Consider the following 12,487-nt stretch of genomic DNA (forward strand, 5'->3'; position numbering starts at 1 on the left):
GGCATTGTCTGCCGCAATGCGCCCGGCAGCCCGCGATATGGCAAAGGCCGAAGGCCCAAGCCCGATCGTTTGTGCTGCCTCGAAAGCATCCCGCGCCAGCTGGTCAGCCTCGGCTCTATCCGTCTGTTGGGAAACCGCCCAGGACGCCTAAATAAAAGCCCACGCCGCGCGAGAGGCCTGTTCCAGCGCAACCCGCTGTTCGTCGGCGGTGAGGTTGCCGGTGCGGCGCAATCGATCTGCCAAGACGGAATGGGCGTGACGGGACAAGTGCAGTGCCTTGCGGAACGAACCCGAAGCCAGAGAGGATTCGGCCAACCGCAACCGGAACAATTGTGGCCTGACTGACGTCGGGCCGTATACGGTGTCCGCTTTGGGAACCATCCCCTCAAGCTCCTGTGCTGCTTCAAGTGGCAATCCGGCATCGTGAAGGGTTGAAGACAGATTGAACGCCAACCGCAATTCCTCAACCGGTCCGAAATGCGGGTGTGTACCAAGATGTTTGCGGATGTCACGCAGCAAAGCGATGGCGGCTTCGCTATCTCCGGCCTGTGCTTGAATGGCCGCAAGGTTTATGGCGGATTCTACCGTTCGGGGATGAGCAGCCCCGTACAATCCCACAAATCCATCAAGGGCGCGCTCCATCAACTCCCTTGCCTGCGCAACCTGACCGCTTTCCATCAGGTCGAGGGCAACATCGTTCATGGCAATCAACGTGTCTTCGCTACGCTCGCCATTGGTTTTCCGGGAAATCGCTAAAACGCGTTGGCGGATGGTTTGGGCATCCGCTAACCGCCCAACCGCCTCCAGCGCGCTGGCATAGTTTCGCATCGCCCGAACCGTATAGACGTGCTCCGGGCCTGCCGAGCTGATCATGAGGTCCAGATCCCGCCTGCGCAACGCAAGTGCTTCGTCCCCTCGGCCCAGTTTGGACAAAGCGTTTCCCAACATGATCCGCGCCGTCATTGTCTGAGGATGTTGAGACCCCAGGGTTTGCTCATACGCATTCAGAACCTCGGTAAACAACGGAACAGCCTCAAGCATCCGGCCCTGACTCATGAGGCTGAAACCAAAATTGTTCTTGGCCGTCAGAACTCTGGGTGAAGTCGGACCCTGCCGGCGACTGAGGCCAGCGATAATTCTCGCGTTCAAGGCGTTTGCATCTTCAAAATGCGCCATTGTGTCCAGTGCCAGAGCCAGATTGACGGACCAGGACAGGACCTCGGCATTGTCTTCACCAAGCGTTTGGCCGCCTAGTTCCACCGCGCGTCTCAGAACCTGCTCGGCCCGCTCTGGCTGATTGGCGCGCAACAGGGTATGGCCCAGCATGTTCATGCGGGCCAATGTCTCGGGCGCCGTCTCGCCGTGGGTAATGTTTGACTCTGCGATTGACGCGTCGAGTATTTCGACCGCTTCTTGAAACCTGTTGAGATCCCGAAGGGTGGTTCCCAGATTGCTCATGGCCCGAAGTGTGGCGGGTGAGTTTGGGCCAAGATGCTTGCGGCGCGTCTGAAGAACCAAGCGATGCAACGGTTCCGCTTCATCGGGTTGCCCTAGAATATCCAGCACAACGGCCAGGTTTTCGGTTGTGTCGACCGTATTCGGATGGGTTGGCCCAAGGTTCGCACGGTCCTGCGCCAGAGTTCTGCGCAAAAGCGCTTCGGCCTCGGCATAACGTCCCTGATTTGCCAGTTGTACGGTCAGTGCATCTTGCGGTCGGTCGGTTGCATATGACTGTGAAATCAGTGGCCCGGACCACACAACGGAAAATGCAATGACAAGTGAAACAACGAAACCAAAACGCAACATGGACAGAGAGTGTAGCGTTTTGAAGTGATTAGTCCATTGCCCCGCGGCGGACTGGTCAGGACAAGAGCAGCCTTCTGAGCTTGTCCGCCCCATCCTGCAAGGTGTTCAGGAATTTCTTCAAGCTTTCAAGATCGTGGCGTTGGGTGGGTGCGTGAACGGACAGTGTCGCGGCCAGCCTGTCCTGATCGTCGGTAACAGGCACGGCGACGGCGGCCATTCCCGGCATGAATTCCTCGTTGTCGGTGGAATACCCGTTTTGCGCAATGTGCCCGATCTCGGTGCGCAGGGTCTCGGGGTCCGTCAATGTCCGCTCGGTTTGCGGAAGAAGCTTCCGGGCTGAAAGAAAGCCGTCCAGCGTGGCCTTGCGCAGGGTGGACAGATACATCTTTCCGCTGGCGGTACAATGGAACGGAACCTGGGTGCCGATCGGCAACTGAATGCGCAGCGGCCATTTGGTTTCGACCCGATCCAGATAGATCATCCCCTCGCGATCCGGGATCGCAAGGTTGCAGGTCTCTCCGATTTCGTCCGCAACCCCGCGCAGGATTGCTAGACGCGCGGTGCGCAGGTGTTCAGCAGACATTGTGTTGACGGACAACCTGCGCAGACGTGGACCGGGCCCGAACGAGCGTCCGTCCAGATCGCGCTGCAAGAACCCTTCCGCTTCGGCTGTTTGCAGCAGCCTGTGAACTGTTGGTTTCGCCAGCCCCAGGGTGTCGATCAGGTCGGCCGGTTTAACAGCAACGCCGCGCTTTGCGACTTCTTCCAGGATGAGAAGCAATCGCAGATTTGTCGGTATTTGAATTTCTCGTTCCGAAGTGTCCGTGTCGACCATCCCCTTACATTCTATTTGTTTGGCAGCAGGATCAAGGCCAGATCAGGCACCAGAGACACCAATATCCAGACCGAAAGCAGCGCGATCAGATAGGGAACGGTGTAACGCAGCAGCCGGAAATAGGGCACGCCCGTTACGCCTGACGCGACATAAAGATTCAGGCCATATGGCGGCGTAATGAACCCGATTGATGCGCCGACAAGGAAGATCACCGAGAAGTGGATGGGATCTACGCCGACCGATGCCGCAATGGGGGCCAGAATCGGTGCGAGGATGATGGTCACCGGAAGGCTCTCCAGCACCATGCCCGAGAAAAAGACGATGACCATCGAGGTGAACAGCACCGCATGGTACCCGCCCATCGAAGTCACGAAATCCCCGATGGTTTGCTGCGCGCCGAGCAGCGACAGGATTTGTTGCATGACGACCGAAATAGCGATCAGCGGTGCCAGGATCCCTGTAATTTGCGCGGAACGGATCACGATCGATGGGATTTCCGGGATCGTGAACCCTTCGACGACCATCATTTCCGCATAGCTCTTGTCAGTCGGGGAAATGTCGTCGCGCGCACCCATGATGCGGTTGATCGGATAGCTCACCAGACCGGCGATGACGCAGAAGCCGACGGTCACACCCGCCGCTTCGGTCGGAGAGAATTTGCCGGTGTAGATGCCCCACAGCACCAGCCCGATTGCAAAGAAACCCAGCCAGGCACCAAAGGCGGTTTTCAGAACGCGGTTCAGTTGCAGCGGGATCAGATGGCCCCAGCCGTTGATACGGCAGATGATCCAGCAAGCGACCTGCATTCCGATAACCATCAGCGCACCGGGCAGGATGCCGGCAACGAACAGTTCGGAAATGGGCAGGTTCATAAGGAAGCCATAGACAATGAAAATGATCGACGGCGGAATGATGATCCCGACCGTGCCGCCTGCCGCCGCCGTGGCGGCGCTGAACCGTTCGTCATACCCGCCCTTGACCATCTCGGGGTGCAGCATCGATCCGATTGTTGCCGTCGTCGCCGAGTTCGAGCCCGAAATCGCGGCGAACAGCCCGCATGCGCCAAGCGAGGCCATCGCCAGCCCCCCGCGTATCCAGCCCAGACAGGCATATGCGAAATCGCTCAGCCGTCGTGCGATGCCCGATTTGTTGATCAGATCGCCGGTGAGAATGAACAGCGGCATCGCCAGCAGGGCAAAGCCCTTGTTGAACACATTCAGAAGCTCGGCCCCCATGTTGTCGAGTGTCAGACCCAGAACAAATGAACAGCCTATGACCCAATAGCCGATTACCAGCAGGACCGGCACGCCCAGCATGAACAAGAACGTCACGCCCAGTGAAATCAATGTAACCCAGGTTCCGTCTGCCATCAGTCCGCCCCAATCACGGCTTGCTTGATCAAGGGCTCGCCGTTTTTCCAGTTGTTTAAATCGTCCGCCAGATTCTGAAACACGCGGCCGACCATCAGAAAGAACGACAGTGGCGCTGCAAGCAGGAACCACCACTGCATCACGTTGTCGGTGCCAAGCACGATCTGGAAGTTCGAAGCCGACAGTGCCACCAGCCGAGATGTTGTTACGATGACGATCACCGCAAAGATGAACCACAGGATCGCATCCAGGATCAGACAGGCCAGTTGCCCGCCGCGCGGCATCGAGGTGCGGAATTCGCTGAAACTCAGATGCGTGCGCAGGCGAACGTTGTAGGACGCGCCGAACCACGCCATCACCATGAAAAGCAGCGGCGGAATGGTTGTGGACCACGGCTCCTGATCGTTGAACACAAAGCGGTCGATCACGCCCCAGAAAATGATCAGCGCAATGGCCAGATAGGAATAGACCATGACCGACCGTTCCAGTTGGCGTTCAATGAAGGGAACCTTTCGATAGATCGCCATAACGATAAGACCGCCCAGGGCAGCGACCACAGTCCCTACCACCCATGTTGCGTCAGACTGCAGCGCAGACTGAATCTCGAACGAATCCTGGCTTAGAATGGCGCTGAATATTGCGCCAACATCGGTCCAAAATGACATGAACCCCGTCCTCCCAGTCGGTGTTTAGTGGAACCGGCCCGCGTGGGGCCGGTTCGGTAGTCTTATCAGGCTTCGCCTTTCCACCAACGGCGTGGCTCGACATTTTCCGGCAACATGTCCGCCGGAATCTCACGCGCGATGTCGTAGATTTCCTGATATGTGTCGATGCCGCCAGCCCATTTGTCCAACCGCTCGCGCCATTGTGCCCATGGATCGGGGTTGAAGTTCGGAGCGCACATCTCTTCGGCCAGTTTGATCTGATCGTCCGGCAGGAATGCGGGGCGGACCCCGTTTTCGGCAAAGATCGTCCCCGGCAATTGCGGGTCCGAGAACCCGACGGTGTTCAGCAGCGCGGCTTCGTTTGCGCCCTGAATCAGTGCCTGGGTGAAGTAGGACGATTCCATGACCGCGTCCTGCAGTTCACCGCCCAGACTGTCAAAGACCTTTGCGGACATCGAGGTATGTTCGGTGCCGCAGAAGAACTTGAGGTTCACGGACTGTGACACCACCGGCGACATGTTGGCGTAAGCCACCGCCGAAGCCCAGGTTTCAGCGCCGTCGATCAGCCCGGTCTTGAGCGCGTCCAGCGTCTCTTCCCACGCCACTGGCACCGGGTTCAGGTTCAGCAATTGCATCGCAATGCGGCCGAGCTGAGTTCCGGTAACACGGTTCTTGGTTCCGAACAGTTCCTCAAGCTTGGTGACCGTCGGCTTGTCCGAGAATGTCGAACCCATTTGCAGTCCACGCAGTTCACAGTGGGTGAACAGGAACTTCAGACCGTGCCGTTTTTCCAGCGGGTCCCGCAGAATGCGCTGACTGGCCGGGCTGTAGAAGAAATGATACTGGGCCGCGCGGCTGGGGAACATATAGGCATAGTCCAGCACGTTCAGATAAGGTGCGCCGCCTGCCGAGTTCTGCGTTGAAGCCGCGTAGATGTCGACAATGCCCTGTTGGGTTTTTTCGACACAGCTCAGCTGACCGCAGATCTGGTTGTCGCCGATGAACTCAACACGAATCTCGCCATCGGTCCGTTCTTCAAGGTCGCGTGCAAACTCGATGGCGCCTGCGCGCTCGATCAAAAGGTTGCGGGTGTTGAACCCGGCAGCGCCGAATTTCAGGGTGTGCTTGGGTTCTTTCGAGAACCGTTTTTCATAATTCGATTCAGCGGCCTGCGCCAGATTCGCCAGGCTCATCGCGCCACCGAACCCTCCTGCGGCCAGCAGCGTTGAGCTCATGCCGTATCGGCCCGCCACGCGGAAGAAATCCCTCCGTGATATTCCGCTTAGTTTCCGACCAATCTCCATCTTTTTCCTCCCGATGAAAAATTATTGAGACGTTTTGTATCAAAAAATGCTAGTATATTTGATGCAACTTGCATAGACTTTTTTTAATTTCGCTAAGAGGAGACGGTTATGGAGGTGGATTATGCAGTTGTCGGGGCTGGCTCTTCCGGCTGTGTCATCGCCAACCGTCTGAGCGCCGATTCCGGTACGTCCGTTGCACTGCTCGAAGCCGGTGGGCCAGACACAAATCCGTGGATTCATATTCCGGTCGGCTATTTCAAAACCATGCATAACCCGTCGGTGGACTGGTGCTACCGGACCGAGCCAGACGCGGGTCTGAACGGTCGGTCAATCGACTGGCCGCGCGGCAAGGTTCTTGGGGGGTCGTCCTCGTTGAACGGTCTTCTCTATGTGCGCGGTCAGAAAGAGGACTACGACCGCTGGCGGCAGATGGGGAATATCGGCTGGGGCTGGGATGATGTCCTGCCATTGTTCAGGCGCAGCGAGGACCAGGAGCGCGGAGAAGACGATTTTCATGGGGTCGGAGGCCCGCTTGCCGTATCCAACATGCGTATCCAGCGCCCGATTTGTGATGCCTGGGTCGCTGCCGCGCAAGAAGCGGGCTACCCGTTCAATCCGGACTACAATGGCGCGCAGCAGGAAGGTGTCGGCTATTTTCAGCTGACAACGCGCAACGGACGCAGGTGCAGTTCGGCGGTTGCGTATCTGAAGCCGATCCGTAACCGACAGAATCTGAAGATCATAACGCGTGCCCTTGTGACGCGCATAAAGCTGGAAGGAAAACGCGCGGTCGGTGTGGTGTATCGGGACCGTTCCGGTGCCGAAAAGACTTTGACCGTACGGCGTGAGATTATTCTGTCTGGCGGCGCGATCAATTCCCCTCAGATTCTGATGTTGTCAGGTATCGGCGATCCGGATCACCTGAGGGAAAACGGTATCGAACCGCGACACGCGCTGCCCAAAGTGGGGAAAGGTCTGCAGGATCACCTGCAGGCGCGGCTTGTGTTCAAATGTAACGAACCCACTTTGAACGACGAGGTGAGGAACCTGTTCAATCAGGCGCGAATAGCCTTGAAATACGCGTTGTTCCGTGCCGGCCCGATGACAATGGCCGCCAGTTTGGCGACAGGCTTTCTGAAAACGCGACCAGAAGTTCAGACGCCCGATATTCAATTCCATGTCCAACCCTGGTCGGCCGACAGCCCCGGAGAGGGCGTTCACCCGTTCTCGGCATTTACCATGTCGGTCTGCCAACTGCGCCCCGAAAGCCGGGGAGAACTGCGGCTGAATGGCCCCGACCCGTCGAGCTATGTCAAGATTTTCCCCAACTACCTGTCGACCGAGACGGATTGCCGAACCATTGTCGATGGCGTCAACATTGCGCGCACCATCGCAAAGGCAAACCCGCTTGCGTCCAAGATTTCCGAAGAGTTCCGGCCATCTGCCGATCTGGCCATGGACGATTATGATGGGACGCTGGATTGGGTCAGGTCCAACTCGGCATCGATTTACCATCCGACAGGCACTTGCGCGATGGGAGTATCGGATGACGCCGTCGTTGATCCGCAGCTCAAGGTCAGAGGCATTGAAGGCCTGCGGGTGGCTGACTGTTCCATCATGCCCGAAATTGTCAGCGGAAACACAAACGCACCTGCGATCATGATCGGCGAAAAGGCCAGCGATCTGCTTTCCGTGGCAAGGTGAATTCCGGCCCTCGACGAAACCCACTCGTGTTTGCGCATTCCCAAACGCGCCAAATAAGGACGTTCACGTTCCAAGAGTGATCCGGCGCGACCCTGAGTAATCTTCACTTCGCATCTTGAATATTTCATTTTTTGAAGTATACCGCGCCCAACCTATCCGAGGGCACCGAAATGACCGAGACGGTCGAACCATCAACGCAGAAGTACAGTCCTGAAATTCAATCGATGATGGGCGTCTACGCGCTTTATTGGAAGTTGGAGGAAAGCATCGATCTGTTGCGGACCGATCTGAGCCATCAGGAATGCCACATGCTGATCAAGCTGGAACAGCCCAAGCGGATGGGCGTTCTGGCACATGACATGTTATCTTTGCCCTCTACGATAACCGCGACTGCGGATTCGCTGGCCAAGGCCGGTTACCTGGTTCGACAGCGCGATCCCGAGGACCGCCGCGCGTGGCTGCTGGTTCTGACCGGGCAGGGCGAAGATGCCCGAAAACAACTTGTGACCGAAGCCGGGGAACTGTTTCGCCGTGCCTCGGGGCTCAATGATGAAGAAACCGCTGAATTCGCGCGATTGGCGCAGAAGATCCGCGAAACCGTCCTGAAAACAGGCATACCCGAAGGTTTGAAGAAATGAAGATCCTGTCAACTTTGGCTTTTGGCCTGATCGTGCTGGCGACATCGCTGACCGCACAGCAAGCCCCGAAACCGGTGAAACTGCTGATGGTCAGTGAAACGTCACCCGGCTTTTCGCGACAGTTCTTTGGCCGGGTCGCGGCCCGCCAAACGGTCGATCTGGCCTTTCAGGTGGCCGGACAGATTATCGAGATGCCCGTCACCGAAGGTCTGGTTATTCCGAAAGGCGGGCTGATCGCCAGACTCGATCAGGAACCGTTCGAGCTGCAGCTCAACCGCGCCCGACTGCAAAAGGATCAGGCCGACCGCACGGTTGCACGCCTGTCCCGGCTCAGGGGGACCACGGTCAGTCAGGTGGCCCTGGATGATGCGGATACAAACGCCCAGCTGGCGGCAATTGCCACACGTGACGCGGAATACGCGCTTGAACATGCGACCCTCACGGCCCCCTTCGACGCGCTAGTTTCCAGCCGCACGGTCGAGGCATTCACCACCGTTTCCGCCGGAACGCCCATCGTACGTATCCACGACATGTCTGAATTGCGGATCGAAGTCGATGTGCCCGAAATCCTGTTTCAGCGCCGGGGCAGTCAGGATGACGTGACGATCACTGCCAAATTTCCCGCCAGCGATGAAGTTTTTCCGCTGCAAATTCGCGAATTCGATGCTGAAACGTCCAGCGTCGGTCAGACGTTCCGGATCAACTTCGGATTGACACCGCCGGAAGGCATTCAGGTTCTTCCCGGCTCGTCGGTAACGGTAAACGTGCAGGTTCAGGATAATCAAACCGGCATCGTCGTCCCGCCGACCGCCATTGTTGCGGATGCCGAAGGTCGTCTGGGTGTCATGCTGTTTTCCCCGGCGGGCGCGGACGAAGGAACCGTGCAGCGCGTGCCGGTCGAGATCGAGCCGACCCAATCGGGGGATGTGCGTGTCGTGTCCGGTCTTTCCGACGGGGACGAAATCGTTGTGGCCGGCGGTAACGCGCTGAGTGACGGACAGGCGGTGCGCCGCTTTGCCGGGTTTGCGAACTGAAGGGCGGACCGATGAACATCGCGCGCGCATCCATCGACAGGCCGCTTTATACGTGGCTCATCATTCTCGTCGCACTGTTTGGCGGTATCTGGGGCTTCTTCTCGCTCGGAAGGCTGGAGGACCCGGCCTTTACCATCAAACAGGCCGTCATTGTTACAACCTATCCCGGCGCCACCGCCGAACAGGTGGCACTGGAAGTGTCCGAACCGCTGGAATCGGCCATCCAGCAAATGGGCGAGGTGGACACCATCACCTCGGTCAACCGCCCAGGACAGTCTCTGATCGAGGTCGAGATCAAGTCGACCTATGACGGCAGCGAGCTGCCGGATATCTGGACCCAGCTTCGGGCCAAGGTCAGGGACGCCGCCCGCGGATTGCCGCAGGGCGTGGACCAGCCATATGTGAACGATGGCTTCGGCGATGTGTTCGGCCTGTTCTATGCAGTAACCGCCGAAGGTTTTTCCGACGCCGAAAAGCACGAATTGGCCACTTACCTTCGACGGGAGTTGCTGACCGTTGACGGGGTTGCCGATGTCGAGGTTCAGGGCCTTCCCGAGGAAGCAATCTTTATTGAACCGGACCTCGCCATTTCCGTAAACCAGAACGTACCGCTGCAGGCGATCAACGAAGCGATTGCCAACGCCAACTCGGTCAACGCTTCTGGTTCACTTCGATCCGAGAACAATCTGACGCCGCTGCTGACGGCCGAAGGCTCGGACAGTGTATCCGCAATCGCCGGTTTGTCGGTCGGCTCTCAGGGCCACGTGATCAACCTGTTCGACATGTCAGATGTCTATCGCGGCCGCCAGAACGATCCTGACCTGATCGTCCGTTTTGACGGCGTCGAGGCATTCACGCTTGGGATTGCGGGTCTGGCGACCGAGAACATTGTCGAAGTCGGCAAACGCGTTGACACCAAGATGGCAGAGCTGGATCCGAATATCCCCTTTGGTGTCGATATTCTGCCAATCTACCAGCAGCACGTCGTGGTTGAACAGGCGTCCAACGACTTTCTGGTGAATCTGGCGATGTCGGTTGCGATCGTGGTTGCGGTGCTTGGCCTGTTCATGGGGTGGCGCGCCGCAATCGTTGTCGGCAGCACGCTGTTGCTGACCGTTGTGGGCACGGTTCTGTTCATGTCGATGTTCTCGATCGAGATGGAGCGGATTTCGCTTGGCGCGCTGATCATTGCGATGGGAATGCTTGTCGACAACGCCATCGTTGTCGCCGAAGGCATGCAGATTGCCATGCTGCGCGGTAAAAACTCGCGCGATGCCGCAGACGACGCGGCCTCCAAAACCCAGATACCATTGCTTGGCGCGACTGTGATCGGAATCATGGCCTTTGCCGGCATCGGCCTGAGCCCCGATGCTACAGGTGAATTTCTGTTCTCGCTGTTCGCAGTGATCGGAATTTCGCTGCTGCTGAGCTGGGTTCTGGCGCTGACCGTCACTCCGCTGTTGGGCCACTACTTTTTCAAGCAGGGTAAGGAAGGCGAAATCGACGCCTATGGCGGTTTGCTGTTTCGGATCTATGGCACGATCCTCAGAGCAGCGCTCAGGTTCCGCTGGCTGGTAATCATCGCACTGGTCGCGGTGACGGCGGCCTGTTTTGCGGGCTTCGGTCTGATGAAGCAGCAGTTTTTCCCGAACTCGAACACCCCGCTTTTCTTTGTCCATTACAAGCTGCCGCAAGGCACCCCGATTGCGCGGACGTCCGAGGATCTGGCGCAGATCGAGGACTGGCTAAGCAAGCGCGACGATGTGGTCTCGGTGGCGACCTTTGTGGGGCAGGGGGCGACCCGTTTCATGCTGACCTATTCCGCTGAAAAACCCAATCCCAGTTACGGGCATATGATCATACGTACGGAAACTCTGGACGATATCCCGCAGCTTCAGGCTGACCTGGAAGAGTATGGCATGGCGTTGTACCCCGAAGGAGAGTTCCGCACCAAGCGGCTGGTCTTCGGCCCCGGCGGTGGTGATCCGATTCAGGCCCGGTTTTCCGGCAGCGATCCGATGGTGCTCCGCCAACTCGCCGAAGAGGCCAAGCGGCGCATGGCTGATGCTTCGGACAATGTCATTGGCGTTCGTCACGACTGGCGCGAGAAGGAACTGGCGCTTCAGCCAATCTACGCAACCGAACGGGCGCAAACCGCGGGCGTTACGCGCGAAGACGTTGCGGCGACGCTTTTGTTTTCCACCGACGGCATCACCGGCGGAGTGTTCCGTGAACGCGACCGCCTGATCCCGATCATCCTACGCAGACCGGTTGATGGCGACTATTCCGTGGTCGATCAGGTTGTCTATTCAACGCAGGCCGAAAAGTGGGTGCCAATCGAACAGATGGTCGATGGATTTGAGTACAAAACCCAAAATACCCGTGTACATCGCCGAAATCGTGTCCTGACGATTACAGTCGGTGCCGACATTCCGCCGGACATGACAGCCGCGCAAGTGCACGCCGAGGTGCGCGAAGCGATCGAGGCAATGGAAATTCCACCCGGATACAAAATGGAGTGGGGCGGTGAATACGAGAACTCGCGCGATGCTCAGGAAAGCCTTGGAAAACAATTACCGCTGAGCCTGCTGATTATGGTGCTGATATCGGTGTTGCTGTTCAACGCCATCCGCCAGCCTCTGATCATATGGCTGCTGGTGCCCATGTCCGTGAACGGAGTGGTGATCGGCCTTTTGGGTACCGGGTTGCCCTTTACGTTTACCGCGTTGCTGGGGCTGCTCAGCCTGTCCGGGATGCTTATCAAGAACGGGATTGTGCTGGTCGAAGAAATAGATTTGGTCCGCGCGACCGGAAAGCCGTTGAAAGACTCGATCATCGAAGCGTCGATTTCGCGCTTGCGCCCTGTCATTCTGGCCGCGATCACCACCATTCTGGGAATGGCGCCCTTGTTGACGGATGCGTTCTTTGTATCGATGGCTGTCACGATCATGGGAGGTTTAGCCTTTGCCACGATCCTGACAATGGTCGCCGCGCCGGTCCTCTACGCGGTGTTTTTCGCAAGGGATGAACGGCAAGAGGTTGCCGCGGTCGCCGCCTAGGTTGAGATATCAGCCAGGTTGACCGCGCCGTTTTGTACACGTCGCCCACCCCAAATCCATAGGTTTTGGGGT

At 57.8% G+C, this 12,487-nt stretch carries 9 protein-coding genes; 4 read left to right on the top strand and 5 right to left on the bottom strand.

The features are described 5' to 3' along the window. Nucleotides 1–147 precede the first annotated feature (147 nt). From ACR1XU_RS15915 to ACR1XU_RS15935, 5 genes are all read right to left on the bottom strand, one after another. A complete protein-coding gene (locus ACR1XU_RS15915; RefSeq protein WP_480908181.1) occupies nucleotides 148–1,806 on the bottom strand; it encodes a tetratricopeptide repeat protein in 1,659 nt (552 codons plus the stop codon). Nucleotides 1,807–1,861: 55 nt separating this feature from the next. Beyond that, on the bottom strand, nucleotides 1,862–2,641 hold the full coding sequence (locus tag ACR1XU_RS15920) for an IclR family transcriptional regulator (RefSeq protein ID WP_480523282.1): 780 nt from the start codon (nucleotides 2,639–2,641) through the stop codon (nucleotides 1,862–1,864). An 11-nt stretch (nucleotides 2,642–2,652) separates the two neighbouring features. Then, a complete protein-coding gene (locus ACR1XU_RS15925) occupies nucleotides 2,653–4,011 on the bottom strand; it encodes a TRAP transporter large permease (protein ID WP_480523284.1) in 1,359 nt (452 codons plus the stop codon). Continuing rightward, nucleotides 4,011–4,676 (bottom strand): TRAP transporter small permease, encoded by a 666-nt coding sequence (locus ACR1XU_RS15930; protein ID WP_480908184.1) that lies wholly within the window; start codon nucleotides 4,674–4,676, stop codon nucleotides 4,011–4,013. The genes ACR1XU_RS15925 and ACR1XU_RS15930 overlap by 1 nt, the downstream gene beginning before the upstream one ends. A 65-nt stretch (nucleotides 4,677–4,741) precedes the next feature. Beyond that, nucleotides 4,742–5,980 (bottom strand): TRAP transporter substrate-binding protein, encoded by a 1,239-nt coding sequence (locus ACR1XU_RS15935; protein WP_170611426.1) that lies wholly within the window; start codon nucleotides 5,978–5,980, stop codon nucleotides 4,742–4,744. A gap of 108 nt (nucleotides 5,981–6,088) precedes the next feature. Here ACR1XU_RS15935 and ACR1XU_RS15940 point away from each other — a divergent pair, with 108 nt between their 5' ends. The 4 genes from ACR1XU_RS15940 to ACR1XU_RS15955 all read left to right on the top strand — a co-directional run bounded on the left by ACR1XU_RS15940 (nucleotide 6,089) and on the right by ACR1XU_RS15955 (nucleotide 12,415). Continuing rightward, complete coding sequence (locus ACR1XU_RS15940; RefSeq protein WP_480908186.1) at nucleotides 6,089–7,684, top strand: GMC family oxidoreductase; 1,596 nt, start codon at nucleotides 6,089–6,091, stop codon at nucleotides 7,682–7,684. 170 nt (nucleotides 7,685–7,854) lie between these two features. Next, nucleotides 7,855–8,322 (top strand): MarR family winged helix-turn-helix transcriptional regulator, encoded by a 468-nt coding sequence (locus ACR1XU_RS15945; RefSeq protein ID WP_480441606.1) that lies wholly within the window; start codon nucleotides 7,855–7,857, stop codon nucleotides 8,320–8,322. Continuing rightward, nucleotides 8,319–9,356 (top strand): efflux RND transporter periplasmic adaptor subunit, encoded by a 1,038-nt coding sequence (locus ACR1XU_RS15950; protein ID WP_480813607.1) that lies wholly within the window; start codon nucleotides 8,319–8,321, stop codon nucleotides 9,354–9,356. The genes ACR1XU_RS15945 and ACR1XU_RS15950 overlap by 4 nt, the downstream gene beginning before the upstream one ends. An 11-nt stretch (nucleotides 9,357–9,367) precedes the next feature. Beyond that, the gene (locus ACR1XU_RS15955; protein ID WP_480908188.1) at nucleotides 9,368–12,415 is read left to right on the top strand and encodes an efflux RND transporter permease subunit; all 3,048 of its coding nucleotides are present in this window, start codon (nucleotides 9,368–9,370) and stop codon (nucleotides 12,413–12,415) included. Nucleotides 12,416–12,487 lie beyond the last annotated feature (72 nt).

The sequence above is a fragment of the Ruegeria sp. D1(2025) genome (assembly GCF_056536425.1).

What these genes read in the sequence shown, in the direction of transcription:
- ACR1XU_RS15945 (WP_480441606.1), top strand. Translation starts at nt 7,855, where the DNA reads ATGACCGAGACGGTCGAACCATCAACGCAGAAGTACAGTCCTGAAATT.
- ACR1XU_RS15940 (WP_480908186.1), top strand. Translation starts at nt 6,089, where the DNA reads ATGGAGGTGGATTATGCAGTTGTCGGGGCTGGCTCTTCCGGCTGTGTC.
- ACR1XU_RS15950 (WP_480813607.1), top strand. Translation starts at nt 8,319, where the DNA reads ATGAAGATCCTGTCAACTTTGGCTTTTGGCCTGATCGTGCTGGCGACA.
- ACR1XU_RS15925 (WP_480523284.1), bottom strand. Translation starts at nt 4,011, where the DNA reads ATGGCAGACGGAACCTGGGTTACATTGATTTCACTGGGCGTGACGTTC.
- ACR1XU_RS15915 (WP_480908181.1), bottom strand. Translation starts at nt 1,806, where the DNA reads ATGTTGCGTTTTGGTTTCGTTGTTTCACTTGTCATTGCATTTTCCGTT.
- ACR1XU_RS15920 (WP_480523282.1), bottom strand. Translation starts at nt 2,641, where the DNA reads ATGGTCGACACGGACACTTCGGAACGAGAAATTCAAATACCGACAAAT.
- ACR1XU_RS15930 (WP_480908184.1), bottom strand. Translation starts at nt 4,676, where the DNA reads ATGTCATTTTGGACCGATGTTGGCGCAATATTCAGCGCCATTCTAAGC.
- ACR1XU_RS15935 (WP_170611426.1), bottom strand. Translation starts at nt 5,980, where the DNA reads ATGGAGATTGGTCGGAAACTAAGCGGAATATCACGGAGGGATTTCTTC.
- ACR1XU_RS15955 (WP_480908188.1), top strand. Translation starts at nt 9,368, where the DNA reads ATGAACATCGCGCGCGCATCCATCGACAGGCCGCTTTATACGTGGCTC.